16 protein-coding genes, 1 tRNA gene and 1 pseudogene are annotated in these 20121 nt (G+C 33.3%); 7 read left to right on the top strand and 11 right to left on the bottom strand.

Annotation, left to right across the window (positions count from 1 at the left end):
• Positions 1–79: 79 nt before the first annotated feature.
• From P700755_RS06985 to P700755_RS06965, 5 genes are all read right to left on the bottom strand, one after another.
• Entirely contained in the window at positions 80–1396 is a 1317-nt protein-coding gene (locus P700755_RS06985; protein ID WP_015024008.1) for an HTTM domain-containing protein, read from the bottom strand.
• Positions 1389–2327, bottom strand: a complete 939-nt coding sequence (locus tag P700755_RS06980; protein WP_015024007.1) for a bifunctional riboflavin kinase/FAD synthetase — start codon at positions 2325–2327, stop codon at positions 1389–1391. Before P700755_RS06980 ends, P700755_RS06985 begins: the two co-directional genes overlap by 8 nt.
• Before the next feature lie 6 nt (positions 2328–2333).
• Positions 2334–2957 (bottom strand): aminoacyl-tRNA hydrolase, encoded by a 624-nt coding sequence (gene pth, locus P700755_RS06975; RefSeq protein WP_015024006.1) that lies wholly within the window; start codon positions 2955–2957, stop codon positions 2334–2336.
• 71 nt (positions 2958–3028) lie between these two features.
• Complete coding sequence (locus P700755_RS06970; protein ID WP_015024005.1) at positions 3029–3649, bottom strand: 50S ribosomal protein L25/general stress protein Ctc; 621 nt, start codon at positions 3647–3649, stop codon at positions 3029–3031.
• Between the two features lie 20 nt (positions 3650–3669).
• Positions 3670–4611: a ribose-phosphate pyrophosphokinase gene (locus tag P700755_RS06965; RefSeq protein ID WP_015024004.1), complete on the bottom strand. Its 942-nt coding sequence runs from the start codon at positions 4609–4611 to the stop codon at positions 3670–3672.
• Between the two features lie 132 nt (positions 4612–4743).
• On the opposite strand from P700755_RS06965, the gene P700755_RS06960 reads away from it, so the two are divergent.
• Positions 4744–4825, top strand: a tRNA-Leu gene (locus P700755_RS06960).
• 1062 nt (positions 4826–5887) lie between these two features.
• Here the strand turns inward: P700755_RS06960 and P700755_RS06955 are convergent.
• The 3 genes and pseudogenes from P700755_RS06955 to P700755_RS06945 all read right to left on the bottom strand — a co-directional run.
• Positions 5888–6193 carry a glycosyltransferase family protein gene (locus tag P700755_RS06955; RefSeq protein ID WP_041758204.1) on the bottom strand — a complete coding sequence of 102 codons (306 nt, stop codon included), beginning with the start codon at positions 6191–6193 and terminating at the stop codon, positions 5888–5890.
• Between the two features lie 19 nt (positions 6194–6212).
• Positions 6213–7244: an IS1595-like element ISPto1 family transposase gene (locus tag P700755_RS06950; RefSeq protein ID WP_015022784.1), complete on the bottom strand. Its 1032-nt coding sequence runs from the start codon at positions 7242–7244 to the stop codon at positions 6213–6215.
• 41 nt (positions 7245–7285) lie between these two features.
• Positions 7286–8146 (bottom strand): annotated as a pseudogene (locus P700755_RS06945) (response regulator); the annotation flags it as partial.
• A gap of 178 nt (positions 8147–8324) precedes the next feature.
• On the opposite strand from P700755_RS06945, the gene P700755_RS06940 reads away from it, so the two are divergent.
• From P700755_RS06940 to P700755_RS06930, 3 genes are read left to right on the top strand one after another with little or no spacing between them, the layout of a single operon-like run.
• Positions 8325–11414, top strand: a complete 3090-nt coding sequence (locus tag P700755_RS06940; RefSeq protein WP_015024002.1) for a membrane protein — start codon at positions 8325–8327, stop codon at positions 11412–11414.
• A complete protein-coding gene (locus P700755_RS06935; RefSeq protein ID WP_041758203.1) occupies positions 11414–12628 on the top strand; it encodes an Ig-like domain-containing protein in 1215 nt (404 codons plus the stop codon). The genes P700755_RS06940 and P700755_RS06935 overlap by 1 nt, the downstream gene beginning before the upstream one ends.
• The gene (locus P700755_RS06930; RefSeq protein ID WP_015024000.1) at positions 12625–14139 is read left to right on the top strand and encodes a cellulase family glycosylhydrolase; all 1515 of its coding nucleotides are present in this window, start codon (positions 12625–12627) and stop codon (positions 14137–14139) included. The genes P700755_RS06935 and P700755_RS06930 overlap by 4 nt, the downstream gene beginning before the upstream one ends.
• On the opposite strand, the gene P700755_RS06925 is transcribed toward P700755_RS06930, so the two are convergent.
• From P700755_RS06925 to P700755_RS06915, 3 genes are all read right to left on the bottom strand, one after another.
• Positions 14129–15352: a glycosyltransferase gene (locus P700755_RS06925; protein ID WP_015023999.1), complete on the bottom strand. Its 1224-nt coding sequence runs from the start codon at positions 15350–15352 to the stop codon at positions 14129–14131. The two genes, P700755_RS06930 and P700755_RS06925, sit on opposite strands and share 11 nt — an antisense overlap.
• 119 nt (positions 15353–15471) lie before the next feature.
• Complete coding sequence (locus P700755_RS06920) at positions 15472–16713, bottom strand: MATE family efflux transporter (RefSeq protein ID WP_015023998.1); 1242 nt, start codon at positions 16711–16713, stop codon at positions 15472–15474.
• Positions 16714–16736: 23 nt separating this feature from the next.
• Complete coding sequence (locus P700755_RS06915; RefSeq protein ID WP_015023997.1) at positions 16737–17015, bottom strand: hypothetical protein; 279 nt, start codon at positions 17013–17015, stop codon at positions 16737–16739.
• Positions 17016–17165: 150 nt separating this feature from the next.
• On the opposite strand from P700755_RS06915, the gene P700755_RS06910 reads away from it, so the two are divergent.
• The 3 genes from P700755_RS06910 (at position 17166) to P700755_RS20255 (ending at position 20120) form a co-directional block, all read left to right on the top strand.
• Positions 17166–19220, top strand: a complete 2055-nt coding sequence (locus P700755_RS06910) for a tetratricopeptide repeat protein (protein ID WP_015023996.1) — start codon at positions 17166–17168, stop codon at positions 19218–19220.
• A 150-nt stretch (positions 19221–19370) separates the two neighbouring features.
• A complete protein-coding gene (locus P700755_RS06905) occupies positions 19371–19583 on the top strand; it encodes a hypothetical protein (RefSeq protein WP_015023995.1) in 213 nt (70 codons plus the stop codon).
• 294 nt (positions 19584–19877) lie between these two features.
• Positions 19878–20120, top strand: a complete 243-nt coding sequence (locus P700755_RS20255; RefSeq protein ID WP_051007946.1) for a hypothetical protein — start codon at positions 19878–19880, stop codon at positions 20118–20120.
• The last annotated feature ends 1 nt before the right edge of the window (position 20121 follow it).

Raw genomic sequence — 20121 nt, 5'->3', positions numbered from 1 at the left:
TGAAAAGCAGGCGAAAAAAACCTGTGCCGAATTCGTATCGGTAAAACGATTTATTGCGTCATTATAGGTCTAATTTGGTTTAAGGCATCGATTTAGGTTGAGGTAAAATCCAATCATTATGAGAAAAATAATTCCAAGTGATTTTGGTCAAATCAAGTTTTGGATCTATAAGGAATTCAGGCTGTCTTCCGTTAACACCTACTTTTATACGAGCGTATATTTCGATAGGAATTTCTCTTGCTGCGTAGTCTTGTTTCAAGTGTTGAGTAAATTGCCAAACCCCATCAGGTTTAATAAGTTGTCGTCTTTGTTTTTGAGTTAAATACTCTTCAAGCTTGACGTAACTGGTTACACCTGTAGAGAGGTCTTTCACCTTAAAGCTTGCATAACCTGTTTTTGACCTTAACATCATTCTCCAGCTCGCTCTATGGCCTTCTTCGGTCCAAAGAACCTCTCCTTTTATAAAATGATGTCGTAGTGGCAAGATCAGCTGGAGTATAAACCACACTGCAAAAAAAGTTTTGATTAATGGAGCTGATTTCGGGGGGGCGTAGGCTTCGTCACTATAAAACGGCTTGGATTTTAAAAACGTCTGTTGGATATATTGCTTTGGGAAAAAGAATACTGAAAATGCCAGCGACATGTAGGGAAAAATTCCAATCTGAAACACGATGCTGTTGAAGAGATGAAAGAATACACTGATCCAGAAGATAGTTATTCGGGTTCTCTTCCATAAGAGTAGAGGAACGACGAGTAAATCGAATAAAACGCCAAAATAAGTGATGCACACATGTACCCACTGGTCTTGGAGGAGGTCTCCAATGAGCCAATAATGTGCTCGCCCTTTCATTAAAAGTTCTGGAAAGGTCCCATCTAACCAATCTGGATAAAATTTTGCCAGACTTGAATAGGTATACACAATCCAGACTTGAGCTATTAAAAATAGGACGACCCAATTGGGCATTTTTATAGACCTCAGATTCGGATTTTTTCTAGCATCATAAGAAAAGTAAGTATGTGCAGGAACAATACACATAAAAATAAGGAGGAGGATAAGAAGGTAATAGTGATTATTGTATGAGGTTTTTTGCATTAAGTAGACGCAAGTCCACAACACAGTATAGGCAATTATGCTCAATCTATATTTGACTCCAAGCATGATTAAGATGCCAAAGGACCCCATGAGTCCAAAGTAAATATACATCCCGGGCTCTGGAATAGGCTGTAAAAAATCGAATCCTATAAAGTTGAAGGTAAACTTAGGTTCAACTAGGGTTCTGCGTACCCAACCAGTAGCAATAGCTCCCCAAGCTTCTAAGGCAATAAGCAAACCAAAAATAATTCTAAATACGATGAGCGGAGAATTATCAACTTGCTTAAACAGGGTTTTATTCATTAGTGAAGACCTTTATGTAGTTTTTTGCAAAGACTTCATCGGCATTCATAGCTTCAATCAAGGCGTCTAATCCATCGAATTTTACCTCACTTCGTATGCGTTTCAGCAATTGGATATGAAGGTGTTGCCCATATAAGTCCTTGTCCAAGTCAAAGAAAAAGGTTTCTATGCTGCGGTCTTTTCCGCCAACGGTGGGATTGGTCCCTATATTCATCATACCAAAGTGCTTATCGCCGTTTATGACAGATGCGGCCACATAAACCCCTTGTTTGGGGATGAGTTTATAAGATTCTTTTATGTCCATATTAGCAGTTGGATATCCCATATTTTTTCCAAGTCCTTTTCCTCTTACGATTTCTCCAGAGAGAAAAAAAGGAAGGGAAAGATATGTATTGGCACTTTCAAGATCACCATCTTCCAAGGATCGGCGAATTTTGGTAGAACTCACGGCTACATCTTCGATATCTTGTTTTGAGATTTCAAGAACTTCAAAATCAAACTCTTTACCAAATTCCTTAAGATCTTCGATATTTGCAGTTCTATTTCTTCCAAAGTGATGATCGTAGCCTATCACTATTTTTTTAGCATTTAAAGATTTCACTAAGATCTCTTCGACATATTCTCTGGCAGAAAGTCTTGAAAAATCCATAGTAAAGGGGTGTACGATGAGGTGTTCTAAGCCAGTTTCCTCCAAGATCAATTTTCTTTCTTCAATGGTATTGATCAATTTCAGATCTTCGCTTTGTTGCAAGACCATTCTAGGATGAGGGTAGAAGGTGAGTAGGGCAGTTTGCAAGTGACCGTTTTCTGCAGAATCAATAAGGCGTTTTATGATCTTTCTGTGACCCATGTGTACCCCATCAAAGGTTCCAATGGTCACTACCGTTTGAATACTAGAATCAAATTCTGAAACATTATTGTAAATTTTCACACGTATCTATTTTCCATTAAAGGTGTTCATAGTATTATGGATTCCTGCGGTTCCAAAAGATAAAATTAACTCTGCAGAGGCATCCAAGCGTTCTTTGAGTTGGGTTTTTTCCTCCTCATCCCAATTGCTTAGTACATAATCAATTTGTTTTCCTTTGGAAAACTCATCACTTATTCCAAATCGGAATCGCGGGTATTGAGTAGTTTGGAGTATGCTTTGGATATGTTTAAGACCATTATGTCCACCGTCGCTTCCTTTTGCCTTAAGGCGAAAAATCCCAAAGTTGAGGTTAAGGTCATCGGTGATCACTATAAGGTTGTCTATGGCGATGTTTTCTTTTTCGAGCCAATACCTTACCGCTTTACCACTCAGGTTCATAAATGTACTAGGTTTTATGAGAATAAACTTACGCCCTTTAAAAGAGACTTCAGCTTTATCTCCATACCTATCTGGTTCAAAACTCACTTCTTTTTTTTCTGCCAAGGTATCCAGAATTTTAAATCCGATGTTGTGTCGGGTATTTTCATATTTTGGGCCGGGGTTACCTAGACCAACAATCAAAAATTTCTTCATAGGGTTTTCCTCTTCTTTTTTATCCTTGGTTAAAAGTCTGGCAAAAAAAGCTCTCATTCAATTTTTGGTAAAAATAAAAAAGCATCCTGAAAAAACAGGATGCTTTTTATAAAATATAAGCTTAAGATTTATTCTTTGCTAGCTTCAGCAGCATTTTCATCTCCTTCTTCGCTTTCTTCGTCTTCATCAACGTCGATTAGCGAAACATTTCTAGATGTTCTCACTTGACAAATTACTGTATTGTCTGGGTGCATGATTTTGTAACCTTCATTTGCTACCGCTGTGACATACATTTTTTGTCCGATTTTAAGCGGAGTTACATCTGCTAAGATAAAATCTGGGAGGTTTTTTGCAAGACCTCTTACCATCATACGTCTTAAGTTAAATCTTAAAACACCACCATTTTTCACTCCCTTAGGACTTCCTTCAGAATGAACAGGAATTTCCATAGTGATTTCCTGTCCTTCACTGAACTCGTAGAAATCAATGTGCAAAATATCATCTGTTACAGGGTGGAATTGGATATCTTGAAGTACAGCGGTAGTCTTGTTACCATCTATATCTACAACTACTGTGTGCACATCGGGTGTGTAAATCAACTTATTGAACGACACTTCTGACGCAGCAAAATGCACGATATTATCCCCCCCGTAAATAACGCAAGGGACCTCTCCAGCATTACGTAAGGCTTTCGTAGCTTTTTTGCCTACGCTTTCTCTTTTAGATCCATTGATCGTAATCGATTTCATAAAAATTAAATTAAATTAAACTACATTAAAAACTTACCGCTGATGGATTTGTTATAATGGACGGCTTTCATCACATCTGCAAACAAATCTGCACAGCTAAGTACTTTTATTTTTGGACTGTCTTTTTTTAACGGAATACTATCCGTGACAATCAATTCTTCTAATTTGGATTCTTCTAGCTTTTCATAAGCATTCCCAGATAATACAGGGTGTGAGCATACTGCTCTTACACTTTTTGCACCTCGCTCTATCATCAAATTGGCAGCATGGGTCAAAGTTCCTGCAGTATCTACCATATCATCGACTAACACTACATTTTTACCAGTGACGTCACCAATCAATTCCATATGGGAAATCTTATTGGCTTTTGCCCGCTGTTTGTAACAGATAACGACATCACTCTCTAAAAACTTGGAATAGGCATAAGCTCTTTTGGATCCTCCCATGTCTGGTGAAGCTATTGTAAGATCACTTAAGTTGAGGCTTCTGAGATAGGGTAAAAAGACAGTAGAGGCATAGAGATGATCTACAGGTCTTTCAAAAAAGCCTTGGATCTGGTCTGCGTGAAGATCCATAGTTATAATACGGGTTGCTCCAGCAGTTTCTAGCATTTTAGCCACCATTTTGGCAGCAATAGGAACTCTTGGCTTATCTTTTCTGTCTTGTCGAGCCCAACCAAAATAGGGTAGGACAGCCGTAATATGTCTTGCCGAAGAGCGCTTCGCTGCATCCAACATCAGGAGCATCTCCATCAAGTTGTCCGCGTTAGGATTGGTAGAGCCAATAATAAATACTCTGGAGCCTCTTATGCTTTCTTCGAAAGAAGGTTGAAACTCTCCATCGCTAAAATGCATTGTATTGATGTTCCCTAATGGAATACCATAGGATTCTGCAATGGATTTTGCTAGAGTTTTGCTTTGTGAACAAGCGAAAATTTTTGCTACTTTTTCTAAGTCTGCCATAACTAATTGACCTTTTGGAGGATATCTGATTTTATGGATTGCAAATTTAAATAAATAATTGAAGTTGGGGATAAATAACAGCACTATTTTCGATGAGAAAAGAAATAATTTCATATTTTCGCATTTCCAAATGCCTAGGTGGCGGAATTGGTAGACGCGCTGGATTCAAAACCCAGTATTTTACGATGTGCGGGTTCGATTCCCGCCCTAGGTACAGATTAAAACCCCTATTGCTAAGGCTTTAGGGGTTTTTTCTTAATAACTGAGCTACTTTCGTGTCACTCGACAACCTCTTTTAGCCTAAAAAACTGAAAGAAAATGCAAAAATTAAAGAAGTACAAAAAGACAAACGGGCGCACTCCTTACCTAGATTTTAAGCCAGTAAAACTCAAAAAACAATCAGAAGAAAACTAGATCATTGTTTTTTACTGGAAGCCCACCAAAGGGGACGAGAAAAATGAGAAGATTTAGACGTAGAGTTAAATTCATTGAGAACAAGGAAGAGAGAGAATAAAGTATGCCAATATTAAGATGGCGCATATTAACGACCTATTAGAGTATGGTTGCAATCCACTCGATTCAAAAATGAATTTATCGGTTCTGTTATTGATATCGTGGATCTTTATATTGAGAATTGCAAAAAGAGGTATGAAAACAAAACAACTTTGCACACTGGAGAAGTAGTCAATGAAATAACAAAGAATATATCCCTTAAAGTAGTAGCGTTTCTGAAACCCTAGAAATGATTCTGAATCTTCAATTGCCAAGTGGAACTAGTGCATATCCATCAAAAGGACTATTTAAAAATTTTAGTTTCAATTAAAAGTAAAATACAGCATAATGAAAACAGCATCTGTCAAATCAAAAACAGTATTATTAATTGAGATTAGAAGAGTTCTTGTAGTTATACCCATTTAGTTTTTAAATGTTATATCAAAAATTTGAATTATACTACGACGTAGCTCAGCAAAGGTTTTTTACTTAGTTGAGGACGAAAATATAAGCATAGCCATAGTTACGGTTCTATTTTATGATGATTAAAAAGTGAAAAATAAACTGATTTTATACGACATTATAAATTTAATTTGGTATAATACCACTTGCAGTTATTAATCTTGGGATTAATATTTTTTCAATTATATTAATCCCAAGATTAAGTTTGAATTTTTATCCGTTTACTGAATAACTATTTATTGATGTCATTTTCTTCATTGTGCACTATGACAATAATGCCTATCCTCATTTTTTATTAACCGAACTTATTATTTTACAGCGTCTAATTCGCTTGCTGTAGATGATTTAATGGTTGTTTCGATCTATATACCCAGGCTATTTGTGCTAGTTTACCAACAATATTTACTGAATCTTTTATAGATAATTTTGAACCATCCGCATGGATCCATCTTTTTAAGGGTTGTTCACAAAGCATCGTTTTTGCTTCCTTTAATCCATAATAAAGACTCATCCTTTTATAAATTTCAACGTCAAAAATCCATTTTGTCACAAACTTTTTCTGGAAAGCAATATTTATAACATCCTTATGAAAGATTTTTGCACCACATTGTGTGTCTTTAAAATCCATTGATAATATTGGCTCTAGTTTAGGTCTGCGTTGATATTAAGTTTTCATATCTAGATTCGATTTGATTATACCGTTTCAATGTACCTAGAGCAATTGTTTCTTCCACAAAGGCGTTGGCTCTATCGCTTCTAGACTTTATATTTTCCTTTATTCGATACCAATTCATATATTGTTGTAGATATTTTGTTGATACTCCCCAAAAGGTATTTTCAATCCATTTTTTAACTCTATTGTGAGTAGAATTAACGTGTTGTATGTGATACTTTCCTTTTACTCTTTCTCCTTTTGATGCATTTACGATGTGGAACTCTGTTTCGCTATCTTTGGCAAACCCTTTATAACTGTGATGGGCATCGCTACACAATATGGTTATATCCTTTATAACACGTTTACCGATAGCATTTTCTATATCTACTTTTCCTATTCGACCGAGTTTAGCCACGCTAAGGTCTAATGTTGATTTTCTATCCTGTGTTACAATTACCGCAACTTGATCTTTACTTATACCTCTCTTTTTAGACTTACCGCCTCTTTTTCTTGATTCCCTATCTTTTACCTCCATACCTTTTTCTGATCTTAGGAAAAAGGTTTCGTCACTCTCTGTAATACCTGTAAAGTTGTCTTGGTCATCGTCATTTTTAGTATCGAATGAAGCTAATATCTTATGACGCCAATCAAAGGCTGTCTTTTTATTGATGCCTAATTCTGAACTTATTTTATCTAAACTTTTTTCTTGAACCATAAGACTTAAATAAGATGAAATCATATCCTTTCTTTGAAGTCCCGCCATCCAAGTGCCAGTATATTCAGTAAAGCTTCTATTGCAAGACTTGCACTTATAGCGCTGCGAGCCTTTGTCAACTCCAAAACGAACATATTTTTCATGTAAACAATGTGGGCATCCGCCCATTTTATTATCTAAAATATGGCGACGGGAAGCCCGCTCAACCAATTGATTATGCTCAAGTGAATCTGTAATATCCTTTAACAGATTATCACGATCTAGAGTGGATAGTGATAGTATTTCCTCTTTTAGATTATCTATGTTCATAATCTAAATATACATATAATAGCTGTATTAAACTAGAGCCATAATATTTTTCTAATGAAAAAATTAATGGTCAGACTTATTATCTTTCTTGCAGACTCTTGAGTAATATTTGCGCCCATTCTTGCAATTCTAGAACCACTTACTATTTTAAATTCTGAATGCTCTATTGTTTTTACCAAATCATCAAAATCAGCTAAATCTGTAGATAAATCGGCATCTAAAAAACCGATATAATCTAAATCTTCTTTAGTAGCCATATGAAGCATTCCTAAACGTACAGCTTCAGCTTTTCCTCCATTTTTTTTGCAGTCATAAACGGTAATAAAATTTTCTCTTCCTTTTTGTAATTCTTTAAGAATTTCTAATGTTTTGTCGGTGCTTCCATCATTAACAAAACATAAATGATATCCAGAGTTTTTATTTATATAGTCTGTAAATTCGGTACTTAGTAAACGTTCTTCTTCGTTATAGCAAGGAATCACGACTCCTACACAACGCTCCTGAATTATAACATCACTTTTTGAAATTGTATTTTTAACCTTAGGAGCGCCTATTAATCTTTTTACACGTGCACTAATTTCATTTAAGCTTAAAGGCTTTTTCATATAGTCATTAATTCCTAATTCAAAACCTTCTGTGATGGTTTCATCTTGTGTGTCACCCGATAAAACCATTATTGGTATTTGAGAGTTTTCTTTGCTTCTTATATGTTTTATGACTTCTAAACCTGAAACTTTTGGCATATTTATGTCAACAATCACTAAATCTGGATTGAAAGAATTATAATATCCAATTGCTTTAAAAGCATCAGTTTCTATTATTACTTCGTAGCCTAACTCTTCCATTCCTTTTTGTAAAGGAAGTAAAACTAATTGTTGATCATCTATTGCTAAAACTTTCATGATAAAAATGTTTTTTTGTTTCACATAGTTTAAAAGTAGGCTGTAAGCTTCTCCTAAAATCCTTATTTAGTTTAACCTATCACTAAGTATAGGCGAAGAGTAGTTTTCTATAGATAGTTAAAATCGAATCGCTATTAAAATTATGTATATTTAGGTTATTGCCATTATAAAGGAATAAATGAAAGAAGCATCAAATAAATATTTAATTGTAGCGATCCTTTTAGGATTAGCTTTTCATGGTACCTCTATTTTTTTTACCTTAGAAACTACGTATGATGCATTGATACATGTTTTTTTTGCGGATCATTATGCAAATAGTTGGTTTGAACCATGGAATTACAAATGGTATACTGGGTTTACCGTAATGAGTTACCCGCCATTAGTGCATCAATCTATTGGATTATTATCTCTCATTGGTGGTTTAAAATTTGGCTTATTTACAGTTGCACTTTTATCGATATTACTTTTTATAACAGGTATTTATCGTTTCTCTTTATTAATCACATCAAACAGAACGGTTGCAGGTTATGCTTCTATATTGGCTGTATTTTCATCTTCTTTTGTAGAAACACTTCACATATTTGGTCAACTCCCAAGTATTATAGGGATTTCACTTTTACTGCATGCCTTACCTGAAATCTATTCGTGGCTAAAAACGGGGAAACTCTGGTATTTAGCAACTTCGTTATCTTTAGTTGCCGTTACGGTTACTTCTCATCATGTGACACCAATATTTGGGATGGTGTTTTTTATCTTTCCGTTAATAGGAATGGTCATTATGGATGTTTCTAGAGAGGAAGTAAAATCAATGAAAGAAGTTACTTTTAAAGTTTTTTTAAATAATTTCTTTAAACTCTTTAAAAGGATTATTACTTTTGGAATAGCCTCTTTAATTATTATTATTGGGTGCATCCTACCCTATTGGATTAATTCTAAAAATAATCCAATAACACAAGTTCCAATTCCGCACGGGTCACGGGATAATTTTTTAGAGATTACATCTTCTGGACTAGTGTTCTTTTTAATTCCTTGGGGAATTTTACTCATCCTATTGCCTTACATATTTTTTAGATTTTATAGTAAACGCTATCTCTTTTTTGGTCTATCTATAACTATACTAACTATTTTAGGAACAGGAGGAACAACACCTATCCCAAGACTGATTTTAGGTGAAACAGCATTTAATATACTTACGTTAGATAGATTTACTTTCTGGGCTTCTATTATGTCTTTACCACTATTAGGTGAATTTGCATACCGATTTATTGAAGGGGATTTGAAAGAACTCATTCAATCGAAATTCGGGTCTATTTACCATCGGATTTTTGGAGGGCTACTTGCAGGATTATTTATATTTATGACTATTTTCACTATGAGTCTTGGGTATTTTAGGCCACTACAACCGCAGAAAATAAAGATGCTACCTATTGTTAATTTTCTAAATCAGGATGATCATCATAAATGGCGCTTCTTAACTTTAGGTTTTGGTGATCAAATGGCTTGGTTAAGTGCGCAAACGAATGCAATGACTGTAGATGGAAATTACCATTCTGCAAGACGACTGCCAGAATTAACAACTAGGCCTATTGAACGCTTGGAGAATTCGAAGTTTAAAGGTGTCGCGGGGATTGGTTCATTACAGCAGTTTTTAACAACACCAGAAAAATACAATCTCAAGTATATTTTTTCAAACGATAAATTCTATGACCCTATTCTTTATTTCTCTGGTTGGCAAAGATTACGGCAATTACAAAATGGAATTATGGTTTGGGAACGCTTAAATATAGCGCCAGTTTCTTCAATTCTATATAAAGAGGATGTCGCTAAATGGCAAAAAATTAGTTGGGGAATTTTGCCTTTTTCAGTGGTTTTAATAACATTTATCTTAAACATTCAAATGCCATTGATTAATGCATTAAAGACACGGCCAAAAAAAAATACTGCGTTTTTAAACCATTCGAATAGCTACTCTAAGTTTTCAAATTCTATTCTTAAGATTACACACTATTGGTCAATTATTTTAGCGGCGATTGTTTTTTATAGTGTCTATCAATTCTATTTAAAAAATGATTCGCAACGTATTCCAGAAAATGTAATACTTGCATATTACGATGCTTTAGATTTTAAAGAATTTGAAAAAGCTTATAGTTTAATCGATCCTGAAAGTAATATTACAATTGCTCAATATATGCTTGAAAATGCGGTCACTGATGGTTTATTGAGTAGTTATGCAAAACTTGACGCCATTGAAACAGTTATCACAAATAGAAATGATAGTTTGGCAACCGCAAAAGTAACAACAGATTGGATAACTCCTCTCGAGAAAATTAATCGTGTTGATTATAAATCATTATCAAAACACAATAATAAATGGTATATATTACCTGTTAGTTTGGATACGGATTTACCCCCAGACCAGTTTTATTCAAGCAATAATACTAGTTTTTTTAATCAAGGAAGGAGAAGAGTAACAACTGAGCAAACCCATCATGAAGATGTTTTAAAACAGCCAGTTCTAGAAGTGCTCTCCGCCAAACTTGTAAAGTATAAAAATCATTATGCAATAATTGGCGAAATCCAAAATATAGATAATGTCCCTGCAGATGTTGTGCTAAAGGGCACCTTATATAATGATGATGATAAATCGCTAGCTGTATACAATGCTAAATATCATGTAAAGCACAAGTTGTTACCAAAAGAATCAAGTTCTTTTAGAATTAATTTTGAGGGTATCGCATGGTCAAAAACGGAGGACTCTATTCCAGATACATTTAATCCAGATGAATTTACACCTGTAGATTTGGACGAGCAACCCACAAAATTTAATTTGCAAGCAGCTGGAAATGTGTCAGGATCTGATCTCTATAAAAATATAGCGATGAGTGAAGTAATTATTAATGGTAAAATTATTAATGGAAATCTATTTAATAGCGGAACTCAAGAAGTTACAGTTCCACAGCTTTTAATCACATATTATGACGAGAGCAAAACAATGCTTTGGGTAGATCATTTATTTATGAAAGAAGGGATAAGACAACAGCGTAAAAAAGGTTTTGAATATCAAATTTTAAAAGAGGGTAGCGTAAAAATTATCAATGATGGAATGGCGAATGTTTTTGTAAATGGTCTACCTAACGAATCTATTTCAAATAAAATAATACCAAATAGAATTGAAAATCATACTGATGCCGAATTACAAAAAATTGAGCATCCAGATTTTAGTTATATAAAAATAGAAACAAACTCATATATTGGTAATCCAAATTAATGCAAAATAAATATACATATCTCTCTCTTTTAGCTCTGATTTTATCATCATCATTTACGCTGATACAAAATAGTGAGGTCACCCAAAATTTTACTTTGGAAACCACTCAAACAGAATTTGAAGCAGGAAGTCGCATAGCATTAAAATTCTCAACTTCAAGAGAAAAAGCGCCTCTTTTATATTGTTCAAGCAGTTATGGTTCTACTTTGATAGTTCCAACATATAAAAGCAAATTCCTGATATATGATATACCCTTTAATATAAGCAGCAAAATTGGACTCGTGAATTGGAAACTAATTTATGAAGATTCATCAGTGTCTGGTAAATTCCAGATACATCCAAAAAAAGAAGTTTCATCGATGGAAACCTATATTGGGCCTCCAAGTATTGAAGCTGGAGGAACGGACTATACAATGTTAGTTGTTATCCCAACAGACTCCTTAGACAATCCCTTTCCTGAGAACACACTTGTTCTAGCAAAGCATCAGTTTTTAAATTCAGAAAAAAATGAAGAGATTTTTACTAAAGATTTAATCTCTTATAAGACCATTTATTCTCAAAAAGAAAGTGGTCGCCTATTGGTATCTTCTGAAGCATTGGGCATTAATTCTAAAGAATTTTCAGTTGCTGTTTTTCCAGCAATTCCAATCGATTTTAAAATTTCTGCTACACGTCCCCATGATTACGCAGATGGAAATCAGGTGACAACATTTTCTACTTCTATTCTAGTTGATCAACACAACAATATTGTTAGCGATGCCACCTATGTCACTTTTTTTATTACCAATGAAAAAGGGAATATTTTAAAAACTTCAGGGGCTACTATTAATGGAATTGCTACTTCTAAAATGATTCATCCCGATTATGAAACGGAGTGGAGTGTTAAAGCATATGTTGACGGAATCGCTGAAAGTGAATTAATTATTTTGAGGTACAAGCAGGTTATTAAAGACTTTGAGGTTGTGTTTTCAGAAAACAATAGAGAAATAACAGTAGGCCCTCTTCAAAGCTTTATGAAGCAAATAATTCCAGACGGATTTCAGGTCAAACTTTTAATTTATAAAAACAATACACTTTTTAAAACTGAAACTAAAACTTCGTTTGAAGGATTGGTGAATTTTAATTTAAAACCAGATATCTATAAAAAAGACAACTATACTATAGTCGTTAAAACTGCAGGTTTAGAAAAAACATTTAATTCTAAAATACTATGATAAACCTAAATAAAAATATAATACGCAGCATTCTAATTCCTTCCTACGTTCTAATTATTATAATTATTATCTCGGGTCTTAGTTCATTATTTGCCTATTTAAATACTGGAGCAGATAGAAGCAGTATGCTACATGTTAAATTAGAAAAAATAGAGCAATATATTCCTGAAGTTACTTGGTCGCCATTAAATAACGAAGGCAGGCCGATGGATGAAGAGGTTTTAAAAAAAATAGAAAATGATTATTTAGATGCCTGGTATGTAAAACTCGTGGCTTATAAAACAAACACAACCTTTGGCATTAAAGACTATTATACAGATAATGCTCGTGAAAATATTTTCGCTTTTATAGAATTAAATGCCAAGGAAAAGGTTACGGTTGAATCTACAACTTTAAATCACCATCCAACACTAGAATTCTTTAGTGAAGATGGTCAATTAGCAGTTATTACAGATAAAGATGTGATAGAATATAAACGTGTTTTTAAAGATGAAAAACTGGTATTAGAAACTACAGAAAAATCTACATATAAAATTATAGTTTTATTAGAAGATGGTTTTTGGAGAATTAGACATTTTGTTAAGGAAAGAAGTGAACGTTTTAAAACCGAACCTGATCTAATAGCCGCAGAACACCTAAACATTAAAGGAATTAATTACTATCCTCAAGCAACCCCTTGGGACATGTTTGGAGAGGCTTTTTTAATAAGCACTATTTCTAAGGATTTTAAAATCATAAAAGATAGCGGCTTAAATTCTATTCGTGTTTTTGTGCAATACGATGATTTTGGTAAGGCTGATGTTGACAAAGAAAAACTAGAAAAATTAAGGCTAACATTAGATGCTGCTGAAGAAAATGGTTTAAAAGTTGTTGTAACTCTTTTTGATTTTTATGGTGATTATTCGGTTTTGAACTGGACATTGAATAGGCGTCATGCCAAAACAATTATATCTGGATTAAAAGATCATAAAGCAATTGTTGCTTGGGATATAAAAAATGAGCCAAACTTAGATTTTGATTCAAGAGGAAAAGTCAATGTTATTTCATGGCTTGATACTATGATTGATTTAGTTAAATCCATAGACCCAAACCATCCTGTAACTATCGGTTGGTCTAATGTGCAAAGTGCCTCTATTTTAAAAGATAAAGTAGATATTGTTTCGTTTCATTATTATGAAGACATAAAAACCTTAGACTTAGCAATTGAAAACCTTAAAAAAGAAGTAGGCGAGAAACCTATCGTACTTCAAGAATTTGGCATGTCTTCTTATGCTGGTATTTGGAAACCCTTTGGCAGCTCTGAAGAAGATCAAGCCAACTATCATAAAAAAGCCCAAGAGATAATTGCAGCCTATAATTTACAATTTATGTCTTGGACTTTATATGATTTTGAAACAGTACCAAAGGCTGTTGTAGGGAGTCTTCCTTGGCGTAAAAATGTTCAAAAGCGATTTGGATTCATAGATAGTAAGGGAACAAAAAAGGCCGCTTTTAAATTCATTAGTCAATAGAAACAGATTCGGGCACCATTAATTTCTTAGTCACTTTTTTACAACTAATTTGATAAAATTTATCCATATACATGTCGGTTATTTTTTCCATTGGATAAGCTGTTGCAGCTTTATAATTTGCCTTAGCAATAGTTAGTCTATGTTCATTATTTGTTAGTAAAACTTCAATCGCTAATGCTAAACTTTCAATACTATTAGGTTCGAAAAATTCACCTTGGTACCCTTCGTGTTTAACTAATAAGGCTAAATCACCTAGATCTGGCATTACAATTGCCTTACCATAACTACCGGCTTGATGTAGGACACCAGAACTTCCTGTTGTAGATGTGTATGGAAATACAACAATATCACTTTCTTTGAATAGCGTAGAGACCTCATGCTCTTCGACATAGCCAGTAAATCTTAATTGTGGTACATGTTTATACTCCTCTTGGATTCTCGCTAAATAACCCGATACATTTGGATTGTCTGTTCCTGCTATAACAATTTCTAAATCTAAGCCTGTTGTTTTTCTGACCTTTTCAACAGCTTCAATTAGAGATTCCACCTTTTTATAAGTGCCAAATTTTCCAAAAGTCATAATTTGTAAGGGTCTATTTGTAATTGAAAAATCTGGTTTCTCTTTTGAAACATCAAATGATCCATGTGGAATAAAAGAAACATTTTTAGCCTTGTATTTTTTCTCTAAAACATCAACATATTTTTGCATCGTTAAGACAACTGAATCTGATTGTAATATTAACCTCGTCAAGGTAGTTCCTATGAATTCATATACTTTTTGCAATAATTTATTCGACGTGAAACCAGCTAACTTCAAATCAACTTCTTCTAAGATATTATGCAATAATACGATGTTTGGGATACGCTTTAATTTACAGGCGATAGGCAACAGTAAACCCAAAGCAGCAGGGATTTTCTTATCGCCAAACTTCATAAACTGTAAGTTGAATAATACGGCATCAGGAAGCGCGTAATCAATAGCTTTTGTTATAGTGATTATGTTTAAATAGCTGTTAAATTCCCAACACTCTTTAACTGTTATTTTACAACCTTCTTCGATAAAAGAAATGTCTTTTTCACCCTTGGTTTTATCAGTTAATAATACTATTTCTGTAACACTTTCTTTTTGTCTAAAGTGCTTTACCAAGTGATACGCATATTCATTTAAGGTGACCTTGCTTGGCGGGTATGCTGTTACTATTGCTAATTTCATAAGGCTCGTTTTTATTATGATATAAATTTGCGTTATAAAGTTTAGTAAAATTGAGAACATTAGATGGGATACTCTTTGCCGAAGGTGAATGGAGTAGAATCTTAGATTTATCTTTTTGTTTATTTCATTTTAGAATCTAAAACGAAATAAATAATTTGGAAAACGAGTAAGCATATCATCGCTATAATTTGCATATGGACTACTTGTTCTAAACTGTCATGAAAGAAAATGACAAGCCCCATTTGAAGCATTCCAAAAATCCCAGAAAAGACTACAGGCATAAATCTATCTAATGATAAATAGTAATATGCAAATATGTTTGAGACAGCAAATAATCCAGTTGCTAGAGCATATTTCCATAGCAAAGGAGCTATTGTTATATAGCTTTTCCCGAACAATAGAGTAATTGCAGTTTCAGGGAATAATGAACTGCATAAAACAATAACGGAAGCTATAGTCGCTATGTAACCTACATATTTAAATAAAATTGGAGCAGTAGGCTTTCCTTCTTTTTTAAGTTGAACAACTGTTGGTAATAATAGCATAACAAACATCCAAGCAATAAAATATACAATACGACCAATTAAGGCTAATGAGGCATATAATCCTGCTTCGTAAGATTCAAAATAATGTTTGACTAAAAGGATATCACTATTATTAATTATGATTTGAGTGAATTCATAAAATGCTGTGATTATAAAAAAGTTTCTTACTAATTTTGAATGACTAGCTTCAATAACACTAGAAGATTTAAAATTTAGATTTTCAAACTTAAAGGGGATTAAACCAAAACCGAAAGAAATTAAAATTCCAATAGCGATGACTAGTGATGATTGTATATTAAATAAGAATAACAAGCCTAGTGTGATTAGCAACCTACTTAACATTTCAGTCTGATAGGTAATGGATAGGAGTTTAAATGCTTTTTTTCCTTGAAACACCCCTCTATTTACACTCATTAAGAAATAGAGTGGTACCCCTATCCCAAAAACAACAAACATAGTTGATGATGCAGTATTAAATAGGTCTTGTAATTGTTTTGAGAAGATAATAATTATAGCCCCAAGACTAATTCCTACTATAATGGCATTCTTATATACTTTTGAAATAAAACTTGCAAACAAATTGTTTTCAAAAACAACTGAAAATTTAGCAGTCACTAGTTGAAAACTCATCGCTACAAAAGATAATACCAATAAAAATGTAATTAATACTGCAGCATCTGCGAATTGCTCTGGACCTAATAAACGACCAAGGATAAGATTATATAGATAATTCCCTCCATTTACAACCAAAACACTGAACATAAATAAATGCTCTTGAGAAATGCGATTTCTTTTTAAAACTGAAACTAAATACATCTTTGTCTGATATTTTATTATTCTTAAATAGCAAATGTTTTACTAGTATCCGCATAGATATCTTTATACCCTTTTCCAATAATATGTAATATTCTATTATTTTTTAAAGAAATAGCAAAAAGTGTTCTTAACGCTCGAATTCCACTGGCATCGATTGCTTTTATTTTATCAATATTTATAGTTACCTCTTTTAAGGTAGTCATCAAATATTCAAAATGTACAATAAATGAGCGTGAAGTATGAGTATTTAAATTCCCGTATGCTTCAAAAATTCCGTTTTTTTCTAAAATTTGTAATGCCATAATAGTTTCTTTTTTAGGATTAGTATTCTGATTTCTGATACAAATATCTTCTAGATATCCCTAGGTAACTTCTAAATTTCGACGAGTAGACCGTTTCTGTAGATAAATGATTGAATGCGAATGCCTAACTTACAGTGTATAAAAATCCCAATGAAAATGAAACCTTACATATTATTATTTTTCGTCTCTTATTCTATTTTCTCTCAAGATATGCAAGAAGGGTATACTTATTTAGAGACAGGTGAATACCTGCAAGCTGAACTATTTTTCGAAAGTATCTTGGAAGGATACCCAGATAATAAGACTGCACGGTTGTGTTATGGTCGTGCTATTGGACTAAACGGAAAAACAGAGGACGCCAAGACACTTTTCACCGATTTGTTAGCGGATTACCCTTCAGATTTTGAAGTGAAATTAAATTATGGAGAGGCCTTATTATGGAATAGTAACTTCCTAAAAGCCAAAACCTATTTTAAAGGATTGGTGAAAGAAGATCCTAAAAGTTTTCCAGCCTTATTAAGTTATGCGAACACACTGTCCAATTTAAAAGAATATGAAGGCGCTTTGCTTTATGTGAATAAAGCCTTAGCCGTTTTACCAGGAAATCCAAATGCATTAAACTCTAAAAAGTACATGTATTTAGGCTATGCCTACCAAAAACAACAAGCTCAACAGTATGATGAAGCTGAAGCTTTGTTAAAAGAAAATCTAATCCTATTTAATAATGATAAAGCTACCTTATTAAACTTAGCAAACTTGTATTTAATTGCCAATCGATTAGACGATGCCAAAGCAACTTATGAGTTGTTAGCAGAAAATCTTGATAATAAAGTAGCAGCGTTAAATGGCTTAGCCTTAGTCTCACACTTAAACGGCAAGAATAAAGAGGCTTTAATTATAAGTCAAAAAGCATACGATAGCCTACCCATTCTAAAAAATACATCAGATATAAAACAAACACAAGAGCGTTACATACAAGCCTTGATCTGGAATAAAAAATATAATGAGTCTGAAGAGTTAATCGACGCTTTACTAAAAGAACAACCAAATAAAAATTGGATTTTAGCTTTACAAGCAACTTTAAATATTTACAAAAGCAATTTTAAAAATAGCCTAAAAGATTACAATCGAGTTTTAGAAAATGACAGCACTTCTTTTGATGGTAACTTAGGAAAAGCAAATGCCTTAAAAGCCTTAGGACATTATGATGATGCCTATAAATCTGCCGAAAACACATTGACTTTTTATGACAACCAAAAAGATGCATTAAATTTTATAAGAAACCTCAACACTACCTTTACACCCTTCTACGAAATTAAAGCTTCATATACCTTTGATAATGGAGATAACAAAGCATTTGCTGTTAAAAATAGGGTAGAAATTCCATTCTCAACTAAATTTAAACTGTTAGGAAGCTATAATTACAGAACCACAGATAATAATGTGACTGATGATAATGCTACTTCATATGATTTTAATGGTGGAATATCATATCAAATTTTACCAAACGCAACTCTAAAAGGTACAGCAGGGATTATTTCTGTAGATTCTAAAAATAACAAGTACAATCAACTTTTAGCTAATCTTTCTCTTAACATAAAGCCGTTTAAATTACAAACATTAGATTTAAATTATAATCGTGAAATTCAAAATTTTAATGCGGAATTATTAGACCGAGAAATTGTGATGAATAATTTTTTTGTAAATTATAATTTAAGCACTAATTTTAAATTAGGTTTGTTTACACAGTACTATTTTACGTCACAAAATGATGACAATATCAGAAACCTGTTTTTCACTTCTTTATATTACAACCTATTGAGTAAACCAATTTTGAAAGTGGGATTAAATTATCAATACATCACCTTTAAAAATCAAGTTCCAACTATTTATTTTAGTCCAGAAAAATTTAATGCAGGTGAAATTTTTGTCAATTTGATTAAAGATGAAGTAATAGCTAAACCTAAGGAGTGGTTTTATGAGTTAACTGTGGCTTTTGGATTGCAGTATATAGAAGATTATGATAGCCAAAGCACCTATAGACTGCATGGTAAAGTAGGGTATAAATTTTCAGATCGTTGTCTAGTAAACCTATATGGAACGAATAGTAATATTGCATCTGCAACGGCTGCAGGTTTTACATTTGTAGAAACTGGGTTACGGTTTAAATGGTTTTTATTTAAAAAGCCCATTTTTAGAAAGTAGATATAACCTCTATAAAAAAGTTACTTACTCAAATAAGACTTTAGGAAATTCAATGATTAAATGGAACATTACCATCTACAAATACCAGCTTAAAACAAAGAATTGTACAGTAACCAGAAATGCTAGCCTGTTGAGGTTAAAATTTTGATCTTGTTAGCTACTTTATTAGCGACTGCTCCCCTATTACTTGCTGAAATACTTGTAACCTCTTTCGATTCCACCTACTACAAGTGCAAAGGCGAAGAAATATACTTTTATTTTACAGTGTTAAATGATAATCTTATTCTAGCCTACGCTAAAAACAGGACATTCATTCCGAGTGGGTTTGAATTTACCAACTTTAAATTCAAACCATCAGAATGAATGTCAGCAAATTTAGTGAGAGTCAAAACATATGATATCTCTATGAAAATAAATGAGTTATAGGTGTAGGTGATCTATCGAGAGAACTAGGAATCGATAAGAGTCTATTCTGCTATTAGCCAAAGAAATGTGGAGGAATGGAGCAACAGCAATTAAAGCATTTATAAGAGCATGAAGAAGAGAACAATAGCTCACTGAGTCATACCTCTCAAGAGGTATGATGAGTAGGATCAAAAAATTCGTAGTGAAGACCTAAAATGGAACAGAAAATGAGTCTTAGGTTTGGATCGTGAGATGAAAATCAGTTTAAGGTTTAAGCAAATAAGGCACTTGGTTAAACCCGTAAAACAACCTTTAGAAAGAGCTTCAAAAGTCAATGAATGTTCCCCTGGGAATTTTATGAGTGGCGCCCATACCAATTCCAGAAAGGTGCTTCTTTTTAATGTGATTGACGATTGCAACCATAAAGTATTTGTTATAAATGAAGGGCTATCCTATTTGGTAAGGGTTGTTGTCGAAACATTAAAAACTCTATAAG

Source organism: Psychroflexus torquis ATCC 700755 (assembly GCF_000153485.2).
Classification (GTDB): Bacteria; Bacteroidota; Bacteroidia; order Flavobacteriales; family Flavobacteriaceae; genus Psychroflexus; species Psychroflexus torquis.
Note: the sequence above shows the minus strand (reverse complement) of the source record. Positions and strands in the feature narration are given on the sequence as shown.

Bases quoted from the DNA above. Each gene is read 5' to 3' on its own strand.
- P700755_RS06985 (WP_015024008.1), bottom strand. From the start codon at position 1,396: ATGAATAAAACCCTGTTTAAGCAAGTTGATAATTCTCCGCTCATCGTA.
- pth (WP_015024006.1), bottom strand. From the start codon at position 2,957: ATGAGAGCTTTTTTTGCCAGACTTTTAACCAAGGATAAAAAAGAAGAG.
- P700755_RS06970 (WP_015024005.1), bottom strand. From the start codon at position 3,649: ATGAAATCGATTACGATCAATGGATCTAAAAGAGAAAGCGTAGGCAAA.
- P700755_RS06965 (WP_015024004.1), bottom strand. From the start codon at position 4,611: ATGGCAGACTTAGAAAAAGTAGCAAAAATTTTCGCTTGTTCACAAAGC.
- P700755_RS06955 (WP_041758204.1), bottom strand. From the start codon at position 6,193: ATGGATTTTAAAGACACACAATGTGGTGCAAAAATCTTTCATAAGGAT.
- P700755_RS06950 (WP_015022784.1), bottom strand. From the start codon at position 7,244: ATGAACATAGATAATCTAAAAGAGGAAATACTATCACTATCCACTCTA.
- P700755_RS06940 (WP_015024002.1), top strand. From the start codon at position 8,325: ATGAAAGAAGCATCAAATAAATATTTAATTGTAGCGATCCTTTTAGGA.
- P700755_RS06935 (WP_041758203.1), top strand. From the start codon at position 11,414: ATGCAAAATAAATATACATATCTCTCTCTTTTAGCTCTGATTTTATCA.
- P700755_RS06930 (WP_015024000.1), top strand. From the start codon at position 12,625: ATGATAAACCTAAATAAAAATATAATACGCAGCATTCTAATTCCTTCC.
- P700755_RS06925 (WP_015023999.1), bottom strand. From the start codon at position 15,352: ATGAAATTAGCAATAGTAACAGCATACCCGCCAAGCAAGGTCACCTTA.
- P700755_RS06920 (WP_015023998.1), bottom strand. From the start codon at position 16,713: ATGTATTTAGTTTCAGTTTTAAAAAGAAATCGCATTTCTCAAGAGCAT.
- P700755_RS06915 (WP_015023997.1), bottom strand. From the start codon at position 17,015: ATGGCATTACAAATTTTAGAAAAAAACGGAATTTTTGAAGCATACGGG.
- P700755_RS06910 (WP_015023996.1), top strand. From the start codon at position 17,166: ATGAAAATGAAACCTTACATATTATTATTTTTCGTCTCTTATTCTATT.
- P700755_RS20255 (WP_051007946.1), top strand. From the start codon at position 19,878: ATGAAAATCAGTTTAAGGTTTAAGCAAATAAGGCACTTGGTTAAACCC.